At 46.2% G+C, this 19,990-nt stretch carries 17 protein-coding genes and 1 pseudogene; 12 read left to right on the top strand and 6 right to left on the bottom strand.

Annotation, left to right across the window (positions count from 1 at the left end; translation table 11 throughout):
- Positions 1–11 precede the first annotated feature (11 nt).
- Positions 12–881, bottom strand: a complete 870-nt coding sequence (locus AC4G46_RS19080) for a LysR family transcriptional regulator (RefSeq protein WP_491124113.1) — start codon at positions 879–881, stop codon at positions 12–14.
- A gap of 154 nt (positions 882–1,035) precedes the next feature.
- Here AC4G46_RS19080 and AC4G46_RS19075 point away from each other — a divergent pair, with 154 nt between their 5' ends.
- The 5 genes from AC4G46_RS19075 to AC4G46_RS19055 all read left to right on the top strand — a co-directional run bounded on the left by AC4G46_RS19075 (position 1,036) and on the right by AC4G46_RS19055 (position 6,071).
- Positions 1,036–2,775: an ABC transporter ATP-binding protein gene (locus AC4G46_RS19075; RefSeq protein WP_491124112.1), complete on the top strand. Its 1,740-nt coding sequence runs from the start codon at positions 1,036–1,038 to the stop codon at positions 2,773–2,775.
- Positions 2,772–4,511 (top strand): ABC transporter ATP-binding protein, encoded by a 1,740-nt coding sequence (locus tag AC4G46_RS19070; protein ID WP_491124111.1) that lies wholly within the window; start codon positions 2,772–2,774, stop codon positions 4,509–4,511. Before AC4G46_RS19075 ends, AC4G46_RS19070 begins: the two co-directional genes overlap by 4 nt.
- A gap of 290 nt (positions 4,512–4,801) precedes the next feature.
- Complete coding sequence (locus AC4G46_RS19065) at positions 4,802–5,344, top strand: TetR/AcrR family transcriptional regulator (protein WP_491124110.1); 543 nt, start codon at positions 4,802–4,804, stop codon at positions 5,342–5,344.
- Between the two features lie 13 nt (positions 5,345–5,357).
- Positions 5,358–5,687 (top strand): DMT family transporter, encoded by a 330-nt coding sequence (locus AC4G46_RS19060; protein ID WP_042199259.1) that lies wholly within the window; start codon positions 5,358–5,360, stop codon positions 5,685–5,687.
- Between the two features lie 36 nt (positions 5,688–5,723).
- Entirely contained in the window at positions 5,724–6,071 is a 348-nt protein-coding gene (locus AC4G46_RS19055) for a DMT family transporter (RefSeq protein ID WP_491124109.1), read from the top strand.
- 286 nt (positions 6,072–6,357) lie between these two features.
- Here the strand turns inward: AC4G46_RS19055 and AC4G46_RS19050 are convergent, their stop codons facing one another.
- From AC4G46_RS19050 to AC4G46_RS19040, 3 genes are all read right to left on the bottom strand, one after another.
- Complete coding sequence (locus AC4G46_RS19050) at positions 6,358–7,374, bottom strand: aminoglycoside phosphotransferase family protein (RefSeq protein WP_491124108.1); 1,017 nt, start codon at positions 7,372–7,374, stop codon at positions 6,358–6,360.
- Positions 7,371–8,444: a ribosome small subunit-dependent GTPase A gene (rsgA, locus tag AC4G46_RS19045; protein ID WP_491124107.1), complete on the bottom strand. Its 1,074-nt coding sequence runs from the start codon at positions 8,442–8,444 to the stop codon at positions 7,371–7,373. Before rsgA ends, AC4G46_RS19050 begins: the two co-directional genes overlap by 4 nt.
- A gap of 383 nt (positions 8,445–8,827) precedes the next feature.
- Entirely contained in the window at positions 8,828–10,210 is a 1,383-nt protein-coding gene (locus AC4G46_RS19040; protein WP_491124106.1) for a hypothetical protein, read from the bottom strand.
- 197 nt (positions 10,211–10,407) lie between these two features.
- Here AC4G46_RS19040 and AC4G46_RS19035 point away from each other — a divergent pair, with 197 nt between their 5' ends.
- The 5 genes from AC4G46_RS19035 to AC4G46_RS19015 all read left to right on the top strand — a co-directional run bounded on the left by AC4G46_RS19035 (position 10,408) and on the right by AC4G46_RS19015 (position 16,700).
- Positions 10,408–11,058 (top strand): hypothetical protein, encoded by a 651-nt coding sequence (locus tag AC4G46_RS19035; protein WP_491124105.1) that lies wholly within the window; start codon positions 10,408–10,410, stop codon positions 11,056–11,058.
- Positions 11,059–11,277: 219 nt separating this feature from the next.
- Positions 11,278–12,105: a helix-turn-helix domain-containing protein gene (locus AC4G46_RS19030; RefSeq protein ID WP_491124104.1), complete on the top strand. Its 828-nt coding sequence runs from the start codon at positions 11,278–11,280 to the stop codon at positions 12,103–12,105.
- A 49-nt stretch (positions 12,106–12,154) separates the two neighbouring features.
- On the top strand, positions 12,155–13,270 hold the full coding sequence (locus AC4G46_RS19025; protein WP_491124103.1) for a phosphotransferase enzyme family protein: 1,116 nt from the start codon (positions 12,155–12,157) through the stop codon (positions 13,268–13,270).
- A gap of 232 nt (positions 13,271–13,502) precedes the next feature.
- Positions 13,503–14,288 (top strand): GNAT family N-acetyltransferase, encoded by a 786-nt coding sequence (locus tag AC4G46_RS19020; protein WP_491124102.1) that lies wholly within the window; start codon positions 13,503–13,505, stop codon positions 14,286–14,288.
- Between the two features lie 168 nt (positions 14,289–14,456).
- On the top strand, positions 14,457–16,700 hold the full coding sequence (locus tag AC4G46_RS19015; protein ID WP_491124101.1) for a U32 family peptidase: 2,244 nt from the start codon (positions 14,457–14,459) through the stop codon (positions 16,698–16,700).
- A gap of 149 nt (positions 16,701–16,849) precedes the next feature.
- On the opposite strand, the gene AC4G46_RS19010 is transcribed toward AC4G46_RS19015, so the two are convergent.
- Together AC4G46_RS19010 and AC4G46_RS19005 are read right to left on the bottom strand one after the other, a co-directional pair.
- Complete coding sequence (locus AC4G46_RS19010; RefSeq protein WP_491124100.1) at positions 16,850–17,779, bottom strand: alpha/beta fold hydrolase; 930 nt, start codon at positions 17,777–17,779, stop codon at positions 16,850–16,852.
- On the bottom strand, positions 17,763–18,437 hold the full coding sequence (locus AC4G46_RS19005; protein WP_491124099.1) for a TetR/AcrR family transcriptional regulator: 675 nt from the start codon (positions 18,435–18,437) through the stop codon (positions 17,763–17,765). Before AC4G46_RS19005 ends, AC4G46_RS19010 begins: the two co-directional genes overlap by 17 nt.
- Before the next feature lie 168 nt (positions 18,438–18,605).
- On the opposite strand from AC4G46_RS19005, the pseudogene AC4G46_RS19000 reads away from it, so the two are divergent.
- A pseudogene (locus AC4G46_RS19000) lies at positions 18,606–18,935 on the top strand (DNA alkylation repair protein); the annotation flags it as partial.
- On the top strand, positions 18,932–19,957 hold the full coding sequence (locus AC4G46_RS18995) for a polysaccharide pyruvyl transferase family protein (RefSeq protein WP_491124098.1): 1,026 nt from the start codon (positions 18,932–18,934) through the stop codon (positions 19,955–19,957). The pseudogene AC4G46_RS19000 and the gene AC4G46_RS18995, both read left to right, overlap by 4 nt.
- Positions 19,958–19,990: the final 33 nt, after the last annotated feature.

Here is a 19,990-nt window from a genome sequence, read left to right as displayed (position 1 = left end):
GTGTGCCGGATTTACCCCTGCCGGAAATTCTCAATAAACTTCTCGGCCAGGGCGGAAAGGTACTTATCCTTCATCCACACGGCGGCTACCCGGGTATTCAGGGAATCGCTGCGGATCTCCTTGAGTACCAGATTACTGTTGGCGGCAAGACTGTAGGCGGATCTGGGAATAATGCCGACACCCAGCCCGGCGTTGGCCCACAGCAGCGTCGTGCGGGCATCATCATTCATGCAGAAAAACTGCGGATCAAAGCCGTGCTCCAGACAGGTCTCGCGGATCAGCTGCTCAAACCGGCGGTAGGCGATTAGCGGCTGGTTCTGCAGCTCGCCGATCTCAATGTCCGGTCTCCCGTCTGTCCAGTCATAAATGGGGGCCATCACGGCAATCATAGGTTCAGCTGCCGTATAAATACATTCGAGTCCGGCACTGCTGAACGGGGTACGGATAATGCCTACCTCGACGATGCCTTTGTTCAGCAGGTCGAGAATCCGGTAGGTATTGCCTTCATGAATTTCGAATTTCACACCGGAATAGAGCTGGTGGAATTCCAGCAGCCGTTTCTGCAGCAGGGTGGCGGCAGAGGAGGAGACGGTGCCGATGGAGAGCGTGCCGGACACACCCTTCACATAATCCTTCAGCTCACGGGTGGTGGAATCTGCCAGCTCCAGAATCTGTTGAGCCCGTTCGCGCAGCATCATTCCGGCCTCGGTAAGCTGTACGCTGCGCGGGCCCCGCTCGACGAGCTTCACCCCCAGCTCCTCCTCCAGCAGCTTCAGCTGCTGGCTGAGCGGCGGCTGGGCCATCTGCAGCCGCCTGGCTGCTGATGTAATCTGTCCTTCCTCGGCAATGGCCAGAAAATATTTCAGTTGGCGGATATCCATCATTAACCTCCTTTTAAATTGTAATGACATATGAAATTCATATCTCAGTGATATGAAACCAATATTATTAATATGGTTGCAGATATGACATAATCATAACGGGTCTTCTAGATGTTGCATAGAGGTTACATACTGTATAGGCTGGTGAGTACTTATGTTTAAAATTGCTGTTTTTCTGAAACCGTACAAAAAAGAGGTCATTCTCGGTCCAATCTTCAAGCTGCTGGAAGCGATGCTGGAGCTGCTGCTCCCGACCATCGTGGCGCTGATTGTCAACAACGGCATCGGCAACCAGGATAGCGCCTATGTATACCGGATGGGCGGGCTGATGCTCCTCATGACCTTGCTGGGCTTCGGCTGCTCCATGGTCTGCCAGTATTATGCCGCCCGCGCTTCACAGGGCTTTGGCACATCGCTGCGCAATAAGATGTTCAAGCATGTATCCTCGCTCTCCTACGCAGAGCTGGATAAGCTGGGAACGCCATCCTTGATCAACCGGATCACTAATGATGTGAACCAGCTGCAGCTGGCCGTAGCCATGCTGATCCGGCTGGTTGTCCGTGCGCCGTTCATTTGCATCGGGGCGATCATCATGTCAATGATCCTCGACTTCCGGCTGTCGCTGATCCTGCTTGCGGCCACACCGGTGTTCGGGGTAATCCTGTATTTTATTATCACCCGCAGCAGCCCGCTCTACCGCAAGTACCAGCAGAAGCTAGATCATCTGGCGCTGGTGCTGAGTGAAAATCTGTCCGGTATCCGCGTTATCCGTGCTTTTGCAAAATCGCGCCGCGAGAAGCAGCGCTTTGCTGCGGCGTCGGATGATTTAACCGCGACAGCGATCCGGGTCGGCCGCATTGCCGCCTGGCTTGGACCGATGACGACGCTGGTCGTCAACGCGGCAATTATCGCCATCCTTTGGGCAGGCGGGATGCACATTGACGGAGGCCGTCTGTCCCAGGGCGAAATTATTGCTTTTATCAACTATGTCACCCAGATTCTGCTGGCACTGATCGTTGTATCGAATCTGGTGATCCTGTTCACCAAAGCTTCTTCGTCCGCTAACCGGGTTAATGAAGTCTTGGCTTCGACTACTTCCGTTCCGGATGAAGGAAACACGGCGGTTGCTGCAGCAGCACCGACTAACGTTCCGGCCATTTCCTTTGAGCATGTCTCCTTCGGTTATAACCGTACCGGGGAGCTTGCGCTGGAGGACATTACGGTAAAGATAAGCCAAGGCCAGACAGTCGGGCTGATCGGCAGTACGGGCTCCGGCAAGTCGACGTTCGTTAACCTGATTCCGCGTTTCTATGATATCGTTCAAGGGAATATCCGGGTCAGAGGGGTGAATGTGAAGGATTACCCGCTGGAGCAGCTGCGGAGCCTGATCGGCATCGTACCGCAAAAAGCGCTGCTGTTCACCGGTACAATCGCAGATAACATCCGCTGGGGTAAGCAGGATGCCACCCGTGAAGAGCTGCTGCAGGCTGCTTCGGTAGCCCAGGCGGAGGAGTTCATCAGTAAGCTTCCGGAAGGGCTGGAAACGCCGGTAGCCCGGGGCGGCCTGAATCTGTCAGGCGGCCAGAAACAGCGTCTGACTATTGCCCGCGCCGTAGTCGGCCGTCCGCCGGTTCTGATTCTGGACGATTCCTCGAGCGCACTGGATTTTGCAACAGATGCCGCGCTCCGCAAGGCGCTTAAGGAGTACGGGCGGGATATGACGGTGCTGCTCGTATCACAGCGGGTCAGCACCGTGCAGCAGGCGGACCAGATTATCGTCTTTGACGAGGGACGGATCGCCGGAACCGGCACCCATGAGGAGCTGCTTGCTTCCTGCGGGGTCTACCGGGAAATCTGCGAATCACAGCTGTCCAGCCAGGAGGTGGCGCAATGAATACCAATGAGACATGGAAGAGACTGCTCAACTATACAAGACAATACCGGAGGATGTCTGCCGGTGCCGTAATCTGCGCCATCCTGAGCGTGGCCGCCAGTCTGGTTGGTCCGCTGCTGATCGGGCGGGCAATCGACCGGATGATCGGGCCGGACAATGTCGATTTTCCGGAAATTCTGCGGCTGCTGCTGATTCTTGGCGCGGTTTATGCTGCGGGGAGCTTTTTCGGCTGGCTCCTGACCTATTACACCAACAAAATCGCCTACAGAACGGTCTATGGTCTGCGCCGTGACTTATTCGATAAGCTGGACACGCTGCCGCTTAAATTCCATGACAATCATCCGCAGGGCGACAGCATCAGCCGTTTTGTCAATGATATGGATGCCGTCTCCGACGGGCTGCTGCAGGGCTTCTCAACCCTGTTGACCGGTATTGTCACGATTGCCGGAGCAATCGGACTGATGCTATATATCAGCCCTGTTATGACTGTAGTAGTGCTCCTGTCGGCACCTGTGACTTACTTTGTCGCCAGATTCATTACTACCCGCTCCCAGAAGCTGTTCCGCGAGCAGGCGAAGATTCTCGGCGGACTGAACGGCTATGTGGAGGAGATTGTCGGCGGGCAAAAGGTTGTGCAGGCCTACCATTACGAGGACCGTTCCTTTGCCCAATTCTCTGAACGCAACAATGAGCTGTATCAGACCGGGGTTAAATCACAGTTTTACGGCTCGCTGGCTAATCCGACGACCCGGCTGGTCAATAATATTACTTTTTCGGTCATTGCGATGATCGGCAGTGCGCTGGTGATCGGCGGGCATTTCTCGGTCGGGGACCTGTCGAGCTTCCTGATCTACTCCAATCTGTTCGCCAAGCCGTTTAATGAAATCACCGGTGTAATTACCCAGCTGCAGTCAGCGACGGCTTCGGCCCAGCGCGTCTTCAGGATTCTCGATATGGTGCCGGAAACGCCGGATGCCCCGGACGCTCATGTGCTGGGTGCAAGCCAGGGGACGATCACTTTTGACAAAGTAAGCTTTGCCTATACGCCGGAGCGGCCGCTGATCCGTAATTTCAGCCTGGAAGTGAAGCCGGGTACCCGTGTAGCCATTGTAGGCCAGACAGGAGCAGGGAAGACGACGCTCGTTAATCTGCTTATGCGCTTCTACGATGTGGACAGCGGCAGCATCCGGATTGACGGTGTGGATATCAATCACATCACCCGTGACAGCCTGCGGCAGAACTTTGGGATGGTGCTTCAGGATACCTGGCTGTTCGGCGGCTCGATCCGCGACAATATCGCCTACGGCAAGCCGGGGGCGAGTGATGAAGAGGTTATTGCCGCTGCCAAGGCGGCGAGCGCGCACAGCTTCATCAAGCGCCTCCCGGAGGGCTACGGGACAAAGATAAGCGGTTCAGGGGATAATCTGTCTCAGGGCCAGAAACAGCTGCTGACCATCGCCCGCGTCATGCTGGCGGATCCGCCGATGCTGATTCTGGATGAAGCGACCAGCAGCATAGATACGCTGACCGAAATCCGTATCCAGAAGGCTTTTCTGAAGATGATCTCAGGGCGAACCAGCTTCGTCATCGCCCACCGGCTGTCAACAATCCGCGAGTCGGATATTATCCTTTATATGAAGGACGGGGATATTGTCGAGAGCGGCACTCATGAGGGGCTGCTGGCCAGCGGCGGGCATTATGCGAACCTGTATAACAGCCAGTTTGCGGCTGTATAACCTCTCTTATGAGAACATGACTGCATACAGTGAGGAATTACTGTGTGCAGTTTTTTATTTTCTTCTGCGGTCACCTATCGTCATCAGAACTGCAATAAAAATGACAAAAATGATAACTCCGGCTGCTATAAGAATATCCTGCAAATGAAACTCACCTCCGTCAGTGATGAAAGGGAATGAATGGGATAAATCCCTAATACGTAATGATAACATAGCCTAAAGCTACCTCAAAAATCATACAACTTTCCCTTTGACTTTAAAACCGTCTGGACGGTATAGTAAATAGAGAGGTGAATTCATTGAACGTTAATTCTAAACGCGGAGTCATATTGAACGCTGCATCCTTAATAATCAGGAGCCAGGGGGTAGAGAAGCTTACGCTCGAGGCGGTTGCCAGAGAGGCCGGCGTCAGTAAGGGCGGACTGCTGCACCATTTTCCGAATAAAAATGCTTTGATCCAGGGGCTGGTCGAAGAGCTGACGGACGGGTTCGTGACCGATGTCCAGGAGCGAGTGGCGGTTTCAGCTGTTAATGAAGGAAAGTGGAGCAGGGCATACACGGAATCTGTGGCCTGTGATATCAAAGACGGCAACGGGATCAGCACGGCGCTGACGGCGGCGCTTTTCATCAAGCCGGAACTGCTTGAGAAGCTGCAGGAGCAGTATGCGCTCTGGCAAAAAGACATTGAAACCGACGGGATCGACCCGGTGCGTTCCACCATTGTACGACTGGCTGCCGACGGCCTGTGGTTCTCCGAAATGTTCAGCTTAGGAAAGCTGGATGCGGAGCTGCGCGAACAGGTCATACAGGAACTGCTTAGAATGACGGTATAGGAGGAAAAGGATTGTGAATCCCTTTGTGTTATTGGCATTTGCCATTGTGTCAGAGGTCTGCGGCAGCTCGCTGCTCAAATTATCCAACGGCTTCAGACGGCTATATCCATCTCTTGGGGTGGTAATTGGACTCGGCTCAGCCTTTTACTTTCTGTCGCTGGCGCTGCAGTCGATCTCACTCGGTACGGCTTATGCGATCTGGTCCGGGGCGGGTACGGCGTTAACGGCCATGGTTGGAGTATTTTTTTATAAAGAACGGCTTAACCGCAAAAAAATACTGGGACTGCTGCTGATCATCGGCGGTGTCATTACACTGAAGCTTGCTACAGGCGGAGCGCATTGATTGATTTTACGGGCAAAGAAGAGGATGGGGATTCAATTGAAAAGTTACATGTACCTGGCTATGGCCATCTGCTTTGAAATATTCGGGACAACGATGCTTAAGCTATCGGACGGGTTCACGAATCTGCTGCCTGGTCTCGGGGTAGTTGTGGGAATGGGGTTATCTTTTTTTAGCTTATCCATGAGTCTGCGGGTTATTCCGCTTAGCTTTGCTTATGCAGTCTGGTCAGGCGTCGGGACGGCCATTACAGCTTTGCTTGGTGTGGTGGTGTGGGGCGATCCGTTCACCTTTGTGTCCTTCCTCGGTATCGCGGCTATCATCGGCGGTGTGGTGCTGCTAAATTCTGCTAATCATCCGGAAAAGGCATCGTCTGGGCAGTTGTGAGTTCATTTGAATGAGGAGGGATCATTATGGTACCAGACCTGGAGAAAGAATTGAGGGAAATTTGTATAGCTCTTACTGTGAAGCTGAGAGGAAACGGGGGAGGGAATGGGAACGCTTTGATTGATCACGACCTGATTCAAACGAAGCAGATCTTATAAAAGAGTATGATGATTTAAATCAAAGGTTAGTTCGCGTTTTCAGCAATTACAACTCTTAGCAAGGAAAAAGAAACTCCGCAACCCGCTGCATTCGCGGATATACGGAGTTCTTTTTTTAGAGATTAAAGTCAGCTCAGGACAGGAGTGTTCTTCATTTCATAGATTTTTTGGAGTGTCTGGAGGTTAAGCAGCTTTCCGTCTTCGTTCTTTGCATGGAGATACCCTTCCACAAGCCTGTACCCGAATATGATCAGGATCAGCTCGCAAACGCAATGCTCTGCAACTGGGGGAGCATCCGCATACTCTGCAAAACCTCTATAATACGCAGGGACGCACCGCTGGAAGTATTCGATCATGTGATCAAGATCCACTTCATCCGCCAGCAGGCTGGCGATGTCCTCGCCCAGATAGCCCCATCCGGAGGTATCCCAGTCGATGAGTGATATTGTCCCTTCGTTATAGATAATATTGGTTATCCAGAAATCCCGGTGGCACAGAACTAGAGGCAATTGTTCGATGCGGGCAAAAATCTCCTCTGAATGCTCGTCGATAGCAATAAGCATTTGCCGTACATGCTGCGGAAATTCACACTCCTCCGAACGGATGTAATTGTAGACGAGCGGCCATGACCGGTAATGCAGATACGTATTCTTCATGAGATCCGCCCGGCTCAAATTGGTCAGACGCTCCAGCACAGCAGGCTGCTCCGCGTACAGTTTGCCTTGATAACGGCCCAGTTCCAGTGCGGCTTGTTCGTACATGTCTCCAGTCAAGCTTAAACCGGATACACCATCAACGAATTCCAGCCACAGCTGATATTCATTCTGCTCGGCATTCATTTCAGCGTAGTAACATGCCGGCCAGCGGAAGGTATCCGGGAACGTTGCCCCTAAGTCGGAGGTATAGAGATCATACTCCCGCCGCCATGAACCAGGATCACTGTAGCGCTCCCATTTTTTCTGGATTTTCAGCACGACACGGTATGGTAACTGCTCGCCGTCCGAAGTTTCAGCGGTTCCTGTTACCAAATTTACATTTCCCACAGTTCCGCCTTGTAGAGATTTAGTAGTGTAGTCAGCTGAAATGATTTCCTTCTTGAACTGTTGGCTTAAGGCATATGTTAATGTTCCGATTGTAATCTTCATTTATTCCATCCCCCGGTTTTCCTGGTTTGTTTGCTGTGCATAGCTATTGTTTTGTTTCTGGCCCGCTTGTCAATCAGGTAGCCTGATTTATCCTGGACATATTTGTGCTCATGCTGCTGGGTAAGATAATGCTCCCAACGTTCACGGGGCAATGTACCGTCTTCGAGCGCGGTGAGAACCGCACAGCCCGGCTCGGCCACATGGCGACAATCGGCAAAACGGCACTTCAGAAACCACTTCTCCACATCGGTAAAGCTTGCTTGTATGCCTTCGCCGGCATCAAAAAGCCCAAGCTCACGCATCCCCGGTGTATCAATCACCATCGTACCGGAGGGGAGCATGAACAGCTGACGGTGTGTTGTCGTATGCCGCCCTCTGCTGTCAACCTCCCGGATGGCCTGGACCTTCATTACCTCCTGTTCCATTAACGCATTTAACAGTGAGGATTTACCGACACCGGACATGCCGAGAAAAACGGCTGTTTTGCCTGGCATCAGGTAGGGAGCGAGTTCATTCAGCCCAAGGCGGGTATGACTGCAAATGGCGTGTACGGGCACACCGGGAATGCTATTTATGACTTCTGCGAGCAGGGGAGTATAATCTTCAACGAGATCTGCTTTGGTCAAAATAACGACAGGCTGACCGCCGCTCTGCCTGACTTGGGTCAGATACCGCATAATGCGGGTTACGTTGAAATCCTGATTAAGCGAAGTCACTATAAATACATAATCAAAGTTGGTTGCGACGACCTGCTCACGGATGGTTTTGGCATAGCCTGCGGCATGCCCGGAGTAATCAGCGCGTGAGAACTTGGAGCGGCGGGGAAGTACCGTAACGATGAGTGAATCTCCGCTTCCGTTGTACTGCAGCAGGACGAAATCACCGACGCATGGAAAATCTGAGCGTGTATCCGCACCGTGATAAAAGGATCCCTTCAGCACCGCCGTTACTTCGCCTCTTTCGGTTATAACCGTGAAGCGCTCACGCCGCAGCTCGGTAACCCTGCCGGGTTGTAATCCGTCTTGAATGTCTTCTGTTTCTGTGTAGCCATAGGTTTTCAAATCGGTCATGTTTGTGTGGTTAGCTCCTTTAATGTTGTTTTTGGACGCAAAAATGCCGCGGACCAGCAGCCTTTACAGAAGCTGCTGATACACGGCATAAGAACGCACCTGAAGACACGATCCTCATCGTATCCTGCAAACAGCAATTTTCACAAAAGGTTACTTTGGACGGCATCACAAAGAATACGGGCAATATCCCGCGTTTTTCGTGTATGCCTGCTATTCGATTCTAAGACGAAACCACCGTATAAGTAGCTGCCATTAAAATCACATCCCCTTTCGTGTACGGAACTTGCTTATCGCTAAGCTTTCTTTAAAGTATCCTAAAATGGAAAAATGTTCAATGTATTAAATGATTATAATTAAAAAGCACATGCATTCTTGACTATCCCTCAAAAAGTATAAGCATGGCCGCCAACATCTCCCCAGGCTAACGTCCCATCCGGCATCCATCCAAGCAGAACGCCTGCTGCCACGAACGCTATGGTCCGTTCTGTTGTGTCATATATCTGGATTATGCCTGAACCGGATGAGTAAGCCGCGAACCTGCCGTCCGGCGACCATTGAAGCGTAGACAGAAGGTAGTAATCCTCCTGCCGCTCATGCTCCCAAATATCCGCTTTTACCTGCTCCGTAATCCGCTCATCTGGTAAGACTTCAGAAGCCCCGCTGCCGGTGTCAAAACGGATTTTGCCAAGCGGGTTGCTCTCTTCGTAGTCTGCAGGGAGTATAAGGATCGAGTTATCTTCCCAGGCCAGCGGATACACGAACAGGAAGCCGTCGCTGTGCGAGAGGAAAGCTGCGTTCTCCCGGGAAAAAATCGTATTTCCCTTCTGATCCAATACCAGCAAATCCGCTCCGGGGCCAATGTAATCATCGTGTGCATATAGAACGGCGATACGGGTGCCATCGGGCGATGAGGACATCCCGTAGACCGGCTTGTCAAAAACATGAAGCCTCTTCCGGGTGAAATCCTTGAGGTCTACCCGGTACAGCGTTTTGTTGCCTGATACCATATAAGTGTAGCCCGGATAGAAACGGTCGGAATACATCTCACGGTAACCGTAGTCATTGCCGTAAGCGCCCTCCTCCGGGGGGAAGGAAGGAATCGTAAGCTCCCGGCCTGTCAGAGCCTGAACCAGATGATGCTCTTCGTTTCCATAGAACAGAAAGGAGGGGCCGGTGAGTTGCTGGTTATCGACGGCCTTGACCCAGCCCGTATTCCAGACTGGAATCATCCGCTGAGTGCCGGATACGATACCTTTGAAATGTACACTGCCCTGATCAGTCAGAGATTTGACAACGACAGTATTGCGGTACGGCTGCTCTGTACTCGCATAGCTTCGACCATCTGCTGTGGTAGCTTCATCCAGATTAAATGTCCCGGACCAAGCGGTATCCTCGTCCATCTGCAGTCGAATCTGCACAAACCGCGGAGACTCCCATTCCATCGTATAGCTGAACTCTGTTTGCGGATTGCTGGTCTGCAGGCTTTTTTTCAGGGCGGACTCCAGTGAAGCCTTATCTATATCGGTATTGGACTTCACCTGCACCACTTGCCCGTGTCCTCCCAGGTTCTTCAACTGCTCTATATAGAGAAATGGCTCTTCCGGGTTTAAGGGTGCTGCGGACGAAGGTAGAGGCGGCGAAGCTGTAGCTGACTGGATCGTTGCCGGAGGAGGGGACGAAGAAGTGTCCGCTTGTTCTGCTGTATCCGTCTGCTGACATCCTGCGAGCATGGCAGCCGCCAATATAATAACTGTCAAATAACGCATGTATAATCCTCCCTGTTGCAAATAGTAAGAGTTTACCATATTAATATGGACGTTGTTTATGCGGATAAGTTGCTTAGGCTCAGCATTTAGCAGGGCTGCCCGGATAAGATAATCGTTAGTGCATTGACTAGCCAGGAGACAGCAACGTATAATTTTTCCAAATGTATTTTTAAGTTTGATGTTAAAGGGGATTTAGGATGAAGCGATTTTTGGGGAAACTGTTCTTTTATTTCGTGATATTTGTGTTTGTATTATTTATGAGATTAAATGACTTTCCATTTACTCTGACGGTAGGGATTGCTATGACGGCTACACTGATTGCTTTTACGATTCTGTTTTTTTATCCTTTTGTTTTGGAAAAGCGTGTGGAACGGGTGGAAGACTTTTTACTTAGACAGAAACACAAGCCCGGGGTTTATATTCATTATGTTGTTGCGAACAAACTTGATGACGAAGCAAAAACAACTATGGATAAGCTGTTGAAAAAATATAAGCACTCAAAGGCATTGGCAGTTTACAAGGCGGCTTACGGGCTTTACTGCAAAGATATGGCTTCTATTGGGGAGGCCGTGCCGCATATCCGCTATCCTGATTACCGGAAATATTACGAGACGGTGCTATTGTTGGAGGAGGGGAAAAGTGCTCAGGCGCGTGAACATCTGGAGTCGATTAAAAAGCGGTGGATGAGATCGGCACTGCTCGCAGAAGTGGAACGCAAAGCGGGAGACATCGAAGCTGCAGTCAAACACGCCAGGGAAGCGGTGGATGCTTCGGGAGGCGCTCAGCGTTATATTTTGCATAAGGAATATGAAAGGACGTTGCCGCAGGCGGTTGAGCGGGTATCTTGAGGCTGGAGGAAGAAAAGCATGAGGAAAACAGACTGGATTAAAGTACTCCTAGCAGTATCGTTATTCGGCAATGCGAGTTTAATTATCAATCAGCTGGCAGCAACTATATTCGGTTTGGAATTTTAGGAACAAATACATACCAGGAGAGTGACATTAACTATACAACCATATGAACTCCTATCTGAGCTCCTATCCCGAATAGAAGGATATATTTCTGGTATGAGCGAAATAGAATATCTGAGCGATCTCCCGATTTCCGCTGTTCATTTGCGCCGACTCTTCAAATTCGCTTTTGGTGTACCGCTGCAAAGCTATATCCGCTCTCGAAAGCTAGCCGTCAGCTTAGAGGATTTGATGAAAACGGAGAAACGGGTTCTCGACATTGCAATTGAATGCGGTTATGAACATGAACAAACCTACATACGTGCGTTTAAACGTGAATATGGGCTTACGCCTGGTGAATGTAGAGATTCCGGTAGAAATATTCACGTAACATCTCCTATTCATCTGTTTTCAAAGAATAATGTTTACGGGAATATGGTATACGGGCCGGAAATGGTGATGATTCCATCGTTTCATTTAATTGGGCGAATGTATCAAATAGAGATTGCTGAAGCGCCGACAAAAGCGCCCGAAGTTGCCAAACAGTTTTGGTGGGACAATCGACATGACATTCCTAATCCAGTAGAATCCAATATCTTTTATGGTCTAACGAGAAGACCTGATCCATCGCTTAGTTGGACTCACTATCTACCGTCTATGCGTGTAAGGAATCTGGCTGATATTCCTGGCGGCTTTACAGGTGACACAGTCCCTGCTTCTATGTGTGTCGGTTTTCGTTATATTGGGAATCATCATTACGAGGAAATTAGTGAATTGCGCGCAGAGGCACTATATACTGCCATCGATAGGCTTGTCAAGGAGCACAACGGCAGATATGAACTTCTGGATAGTGAATTCTTCTTCGAGAAAATTGACACGGATGCCTATGATGGACAATATTGTCAAATGGAATGGTTCGCGCCCATCCGAGTGAACAACGCTTAAAATGATCAAAAAAGTCCATTGAGCATGCCGCTATTGAGGTATGCTCTTTTTGTATCCATTAATAGATTGTGAACAAAAAGGAGAGAGTTATATTAATTACAACGAAGTTGTTTCAATCGGAGATTCCTATTTACTTTCCGTACTATCAGAGTTGTTTGGATTAGAAGGCTATGTTATCCGGCTGATTCCGCCACATGAGGGCGGGAGGAATGTCGTATACACCTGTGAAAAAGAAGGCGCCAACGCAAAGATACTAAGAATCGCTTTTTTGCCTGACAGAAGCCGGGAAGATTTTTTGGGTGAAGTTGAGTATATCAGGTATTTATTTGAGCATGGTGGAGCTGTCGCGGATGTAATTAGCTCCAAGAAGGGAAACCTGCTGGAAGAAGTCACTCACCATAACCATACCTTTTTTGTCTGTCTATTTAAAAAGGCCAAGGGCAAAATGCTTGTGGAAAATCATTATCGGTACCGGGAGGGAGCTCCGATAACTGAATATTATTATAATTGCGGTAAAGTACTGGGGAAACTGCACCAAATATCAAAAGGGTATACTCCTGTTCATCGCCGGTATAGTTTTATTGATAAATTCAATGCTGAATATATCAATAAACTGATTCCCGACTCTTTGTCCCTGACCAAGGAGAAAATGGTACAGATCCTTGATACATTAGAAGGTTTAGACATGAATCAGGAGACTTTCGGTATGATCCATTTTGATTATAACGATGGGAATTATTCAATAGATTTTAGTACCGGTCAAATAACCGTATATGATTTCGATAATTCGTGTTTTGGGTGGTACATGTATGACCTGGCAAGTCTCTGGACTCATGGAGTGGGTTGGACTCAATTCGAACCAGATGCCGGTAAACGCAGGAAGTTTATGAATGATTATTATAATATCGTCGTGGAGGGATATAGATCAGAGACCAACCTCGAAGATTCAATGTTAGATAGGCTGCCCTTATTTATTCAAGTAGGCATTATGGAAAGTATTGTGGATGCTTTCGAGGTAATGCAGAACAACGGTGAGGAACCGAAGTGTGACGAGGAATTGTCGTATCTCATAAAATGTCTGGAGGATGATATCCCGTATAAGGGGTTTTTCCATGACATTTACTCTTGTGAAGAACCCTTTGAGTATGAGGAACGAACTATTTAGTCATTTTGCAGCATCCTTAAATGAACTAACGGCGAACGATAGTTGAAGAAAGCGAGATCAGAGAAGGGTCATCCGACAAAGGATGGCCCTAAAAGCTTACCGTTTCAGACAGCGTGGAGAACCGTATCATAAATAGGGGCAAGTTTTATTTTAACGATACTCTTCATTGAACTAAGGCCTGAAAAGGAACTAAAATGAAGAAGAGTTGATCAATTACGAGAAGGTGATTAACGTGATATTTAGAAAGTGCCTGCTGCACGAGGTACAGCATCTTATCCATGAATATACTCATACCTTATCTTCGCCATTTGACTCTTTTTTGGAGGAACACATTCTTGCATCTGATTTTTACGTAATCTGCGATGAAATAAGAGAGATTGGCTATTTTGCGATTCATGATGGCCAACTGCTTACGCAATTTTACATTCAGCCCTCATATGTTAAGGATGCCCAAACGCTATTCAGCCAAGCGATTGAACAGCATAAGGTGAAGTCTCTTTTTGTTCCGACTTGTGATGAGTTGTTTCTTAGTTTGGCTTTGGATAAAGACTTTCAACTCACCAAACAGGCTTACTTCTTTCAGGATAGCCAGCTACAAATTTCGGAGAATGAATCTTATGCAAGCGACGTTTTTGCTCCGGCAACATTGGACGAACTTCTCGCCATTCAACATATGTGCGGGGGGTTCCTTGATCAATATGAAAAAAGGATAGTAAACGGGGAACTCTTTACGTATTACCGGGGCGCCGACCTACTGGGAATTGGGGTTTTGGAAAAGAGCAAAATGCTTCATGGACTTGCTAGTATTGGCATGTTCACAAACGAGGCGTATCGCAAGCAAGGAATTGGAAAAAATATTATTCTCAAATTAAAAAAATGGTGTTATAACCATGACCTGTCGCCGATTTGCGGATGCTGGTATTATAACGAGGCTTCCAAAAGAACTTTGGAAAACGCGGGTATGATAACAACAACCAGACTTTTGAACATAAAAGTAAACCTGCCTGAAAAGAATTAAAACTTGCCGTATCACGATTATAAGAAACAAACGCACAAGCCACTGGCTTGTGCGTTTTGCTGCAGCTTAAGTGCAGTTCTTATTTTATGATTAATGGTGCTGAGCTTGGCCTGCAGAAAGACCAGAGCTATATAGGCGTAACGAAAAATATCCCATATGGAGGAAGAAATGACTGAATTATTAGCTCCAGCAGGAAATATGGAAGCTTTAAAAGCTGCAATATCTAATGGTTGTGATGCAATATACTTAGGAATGCAAAAGTTTGGTGCAAGAGCATACTCATCTAATTTTGATTTAGAATCGTTAAAAGAGGCTGTTACCTATGCGCACCTGAGGGACGTTAAAATCTATGTTGCAATGAATACCATCGTTTTCGAAAACGAAGTTGAAGAGATGAAAGAGCAGATAAATGGGTTAAATGAACTCGGTGTGGATGGCATTATCGTCCAGGACCTGACTGCTTTCGATTATATCGTCAAAAACTTTCTTGATCTGGAAGCACATTGTTCAACTCAAATGGGAATAGACGATCTAGACGGAACGTTATTATTGAAAGAACTTGGTGCTAAAAGAGTTGTTCTGTCCCGTGAGGTTAAGATTGAAAAAGTAAAAGAGATCAAAAAAAGTGCTGAAATCCCTTTAGAAATTTTCGTTCACGGTGCTTTATGTGTATCTTATTCGGGAAACTGTCTAATGTCAGGATTACTCGGCAACCGGTGCGCAAACCGCGGGAGATGTGTGGGTTCATGCCGTAAGGAGTATGAGCTGATGGATAAGACAACAGATACATCTTTAGGGAAAAGCTATATTCTATCTACTAAGGACTTAAACACAATCGATTACATTGATGATTTAAAAGAAATCGATTCTTTAAAAATAGAAGGCAGAATGAAAGCACCTACGTATGTTGCAAATGTTGTGTCCAAATATCGCCGGGCCTTAGATCATAAAATAACCGAAGAAGATAAAGAAAATCTGAAAAAAACATTCAATAGAACATTTACTAAAGGATATTTGTTTAACGAAGACAGGAGAAATATTACGAACATCTCAAGACCGAATAACTTTGGTTATCCAATTGGAACAATCAGCAGGATAGATAAAGATCGGTATGAAATAACACTTACACGCACTTTGAATCAAAACGATACAATCCGAATAAGTCATAACAATGAAGATATAAATTTATCGGTTGCGAAACTGTACAATAAAGATGGCGACTTAATTAACCAAGCGGATGATGTCTGCTATATCAAAGTTACAGAAAAGATGTCTACGGGAGATTTAGTATATAAAACGAAGGATTATTACTACCAAAAAGAATTAGAAGCATCACTGGAAAAGGAATTTAGGCGGTTTAACCTGGATATTAGAGTATATGCTTATCCAGATTCAAAGCTTTTCATAGAGGCTGATGGCTTAGGCTTTAATTATTCATTTGAAAGCGAGGAGATACTGGGCGAAGCCATTAATAATCCAACAACGAAAGACCAGGTAATAAAGCAATTCTCAAGATTAAGTGATACGATATTTGAACTCAATCAGGTAGATTTTGAGGAATGCAATGCATTTATTCCAGCTAAACTGTTAAATGCAGCAAGAAGAGAGATTGTACAGGGCTTATATGACTTAAAGCTTAACAGCCAGAAGAAAAGAACCAAAGCTTTGCATGCAAAAGAAAAAATAAGCTTTGCCCCTGAAAAGCCATACCTTACGGCCTCTGTAACGAACAAGGAACAATATGATGCTTGCGTGAGCTGTGGAATTAAGGAAATCTATTTTGAAAATGTGGTTAGAAGAAACCAGAATGATTATAAGGAAAGAGAAGGGCAGCTGCTAATCGGAGGATATGGCGGCATTTATCACTACAGAGAAACCAATCCGTTTGTTACGGACTATTCTCTAAATGTTACTAATGCTACCAGTTGCTATGAATTATATAGATTAGGTGCAAAACGGGTCACTTTATCTTATGAATTGAATAAGAGCCAAATAGAAGAGTTAATGAATGCCTACTATGAAGAAAACGACGGCTATCCTGCGCTGGAAATGATTGTATATGGCAGGGCTCCGTTGATGTTTACGAAATATTGTCCCATGAAAAAAATGAATCAGTGCAGAATTTGCAAAACGAAGACCTATGAGTTAAAAGATGAGCACGGAACGTTCCCTATTATTTCCCATGATGATTGCACAACGACTATTCTTAACGGGAAGACGCTTAATCTTTTAGATGAGCTGCCAAACATCAAAGGAATCGAGGCGCTCAGATTAAACTTCACAGTTGAATCCAAAGAGCAGGTTGTGAAAGTCATTAATATGGCCTCAGGCAAATTAAATGACTCCATGAATAATGCTGTTTTTAATCAGGACACAGACACAAGAGGACATTTTAATAAAGAGATTGTGTAGGCAGCCAAAGCCACTAAGCAACAAATGAAGATACTATAATAGTTCTGGGGCAGGCTATTGAAGCTGTCCCGGCTGATCGAAGCGCCTGAAAATAAGGTTAACCGGATTAAGCCGGCTAACCTCACAATCTTATCAATAGGATGTAAATATCATTCCAAAAAAGCCGCAGTAAGCTCAGCTATTTGCTTTGAATGAGCATGGTGTAAATAGTGTCTTCCCTCTATGATTTCAACAGCGGCTTTATCACTGTTTTTGACCATGTCCTGATGAATCTTCAACCAGTCATCATCAGCGTCCATACTTTCAGTAGCCACAAAATATAATACGGGCAGATTCTTGGGATACTGGAGCTCAGCCGTTTTTTTGAAATTTTCTGACATTGCCTTGCCTTCATTCATGGTTGCTTTTGAACCTATATTTTTCAGTGATAAATATTTATACTGCTTACCCAGCTCTTCGCCCACATCCGGAATGTTCAACATGTCGGGGTTCAAATATGAGAGTAACCGGAACAGTCCCGATTTACTTAGCAGTTCGATAGCCTCCACGTTATTATCAGTGCCATCTCCTTGAGAAGGGAGACTGCTGTCAATTCCTATAAAGGCTTCAACCTCATCTGGGTACTTGTGAATATACTCAAGAGAGTATATTCCTGAAATGGAATGTCCCATAATGGTGTACTTGTTAATTCCCTTCTTGACCAGAACCTCATGGATTTCCTCTGTTATATTCTCAACCGATCTTTCCTTGTCTGTATCCTCACTTAAACCATATCCGAAAGGCTCAATTGCAATCACGCGATAGTTTTTATCTAACTCATCAATCAGAGGTTTGAAATCGATGATAGGTGCAGTTGTCATAAAGCCAGGTAGCAGGACAATTGTTCTGCTTCCGTTCCCGAAGATCTGAACATTCATTTTAGTTCCGTCTACAACAACGGTTTCACCGTAAGGAACGATCTTTTTAGCTTCACGGCCCAGTTGAATTTTATTGTTGATATAAACGCCTGCAAAAAACAATACAATAAGGGTTAGTAAGGAAAGTATAATTATTCCGAAAATTTTAAAGGTTTTTTTCATCAGATGCTCCTTCTTGCTGCTTGTTATTTCCTGTGATTTTTTGGACGATTGTTGAACAGACTTCATCACTTAGAACATTGATTCCGCTTGCTTTTAATACGTATTGGGCAGTTTTTAATTTTTCGAAAAACGATTGAGCAGTGTTTGGAAATAAGGTCTGGATAAACCAGGTGCTTGTCAATAAAATAACGGCCTCTGCCATTTGTGCTGATTGTGGTACGGTGATAGAACCGTCCGCATTGCCGGCATGAATATACTTTTCTAAGATTGGAACAAAAACTTCACACATTTGAGCGTTATAAATCGAAGTAAAGATGGGATCCCTTAGTAAGGACAACGAAATGACTGTCGATTTTGTAATATCCTCATTAAACATCGACTCCAATAAAATGGTTTGAATTTTTCCTAAACCACTTAGATCATCCCGTTTATCAATAGAATCGAGTAGATCCTGTTCGGGTATAAACCTTTTTGCAATTCCGACAATAATGTGATACTTGGATTCAAAGTGGTGGTAAACAGCCCCCCGGGTGAGCCCATCCAATCCGGCAACAATATCACTAATTGAGGTTTGCTCATACCCTTTTTCAATGAATAATACAGAAGCAGTATCGAGTATTAAGTTTCTGACTTCCTTTGCCGTATACTTTTTTTTCAAGTGACCCTCCTTAAAACATTCAATCGGTATGTTTTTTTGTAAGTATAAAATAAAAAGCTAAAAATATCAATTTTTTTGGCAGAGGATAAGTTATCGGATATTATTAAGAGGAGCAAGGCTGTTATAATTGGTGCGGCGCGCGGTGCTCTGCCCAAACCTCTTTTTTTAATAATTGAGCTGTGCCAAATGAATCAGATTAAAACTACCAAGGACAAGAAGACAATTGCATTAATCGAGTCATGGGAAAATAGCCCTTCTGCTCTTCAAAGGCGGGTAGAAGCGAATATTATGCAGGAAGAACCGGAAGTTCAATGGGCGATGAATTTCACCGCAGGCTGGATAGGGGTTTATGATGAAAAGAACCGTGCGCGTTGCATTAAGCTGGGTGAGGTAACGGGGCTGTATAAAGGCGATATGGTATCAAGGGGCTGTACTCCCGATTATTTGCCGGATTTCATTGCGATTGAAGTTAGTAAACGAAAGGATAATCAGTTATGAAAAGAGTCGGGATTATTACTCTTTATTATAAAAACTACAATTATGGCGGCCAACTTGGAGCTTATGCACTGCAAAAAGCTATAGCTAAGCTAGGCTTTCATTGTGAGCAGATTACATTTAAGTGGCTAAACGAACACACCTTACAAACCTATGAAAGCGCTAAAGGTGCTGAACATTTCAGGATTTTTTCCGAAAGCATTCCCCACAGCAAACGCTTATATACAGTATCTGATATTGCAGAATGTGTGGATGATTACGATTCTTTTGTGTGCGGCAGTGACCAAATATGGGGGTTGCCATGGGTTATTTCCGACGGTGTTCTACCCTGCATGGCACTTTCTTTTGTCCCTGTATCAAAAACGAAAATTGCATACGCAGCAAGCATGGGGGGAGCAGAAATAGAGCCTGATCGAAAAAGTATCCTTGCTCCGCACGTTAGTTCTTTAGACTTCGTTTCTGTTCGTGAAAAAAGTGCCATTCCCTTTGTGTCAACGATGAATAATGGAGATGTAGCTCATGTATTGGATCCTGTGATGCTTCTCGATAGATCCGAATGGGATGAAATATCTGCAGCTCCTGTAGAAAAAGACTATATACTGACCTATGATTTACGAGCTACAGGGGTTCAGGAATATGCCGAAGCACTTTCACGAAAGTACGGCTACGAGATTATAACTCTTGCAGCTGCTGGAGCAGCTACGGTTGGTCCGAAGGAATTTGTAGGATACATAAAACATGCTAAGTATTTTGTTACCAGTGCTTTTCATGGGGCTGTTTTTGCCATTTTGTATAAGATTCCATTTCTGGTTTTCCCGGTATCGGATAATCCGCAGGATCCCAAATCAATGGATTCAAGACTGATAGCTCTACTGGATACGTTTAGACTATCTTCTTGTTATGTTTATGATACATCAAGCATTCCAAATATCGATGAGGTTACTTTTCATCATATTGACGAATCAAAAACAAGTGCATTTCGCCATAGCTCACTTCAATTTCTTAAAGCTGCTTTGGAATCTTAAAATAAGCGTAAACATGTGTCTGGCGCGAACCGT

It is taken from the genome of Paenibacillus sp. fava2, from assembly GCF_058313675.1.
The sequence above is the reverse complement of the archived record's forward strand: the minus strand, read 5'-3'. Positions and strand labels throughout refer to the sequence as shown.

Excerpts from the sequence above, each read along its gene's own strand:
- AC4G46_RS19040 (WP_491124106.1), bottom strand. The coding sequence starts at position 10,210 with ATGCGTTATTTGACAGTTATTATATTGGCGGCTGCCATGCTCGCAGGA.
- AC4G46_RS19030 (WP_491124104.1), top strand. The coding sequence starts at position 11,278 with ATGAGCGAAATAGAATATCTGAGCGATCTCCCGATTTCCGCTGTTCAT.
- AC4G46_RS19050 (WP_491124108.1), bottom strand. The coding sequence starts at position 7,374 with ATGAAGATTACAATCGGAACATTAACATATGCCTTAAGCCAACAGTTC.
- AC4G46_RS19075 (WP_491124112.1), top strand. The coding sequence starts at position 1,036 with ATGTTTAAAATTGCTGTTTTTCTGAAACCGTACAAAAAAGAGGTCATT.
- AC4G46_RS19080 (WP_491124113.1), bottom strand. The coding sequence starts at position 881 with ATGGATATCCGCCAACTGAAATATTTTCTGGCCATTGCCGAGGAAGGA.
- rsgA (WP_491124107.1), bottom strand. The coding sequence starts at position 8,444 with ATGACCGATTTGAAAACCTATGGCTACACAGAAACAGAAGACATTCAA.
- AC4G46_RS19015 (WP_491124101.1), top strand. The coding sequence starts at position 14,457 with ATGACTGAATTATTAGCTCCAGCAGGAAATATGGAAGCTTTAAAAGCT.
- AC4G46_RS19010 (WP_491124100.1), bottom strand. The coding sequence starts at position 17,779 with ATGAAAAAAACCTTTAAAATTTTCGGAATAATTATACTTTCCTTACTA.
- AC4G46_RS19070 (WP_491124111.1), top strand. The coding sequence starts at position 2,772 with ATGAATACCAATGAGACATGGAAGAGACTGCTCAACTATACAAGACAA.
- AC4G46_RS18995 (WP_491124098.1), top strand. The coding sequence starts at position 18,932 with ATGAAAAGAGTCGGGATTATTACTCTTTATTATAAAAACTACAATTAT.
- AC4G46_RS19035 (WP_491124105.1), top strand. The coding sequence starts at position 10,408 with ATGAAGCGATTTTTGGGGAAACTGTTCTTTTATTTCGTGATATTTGTG.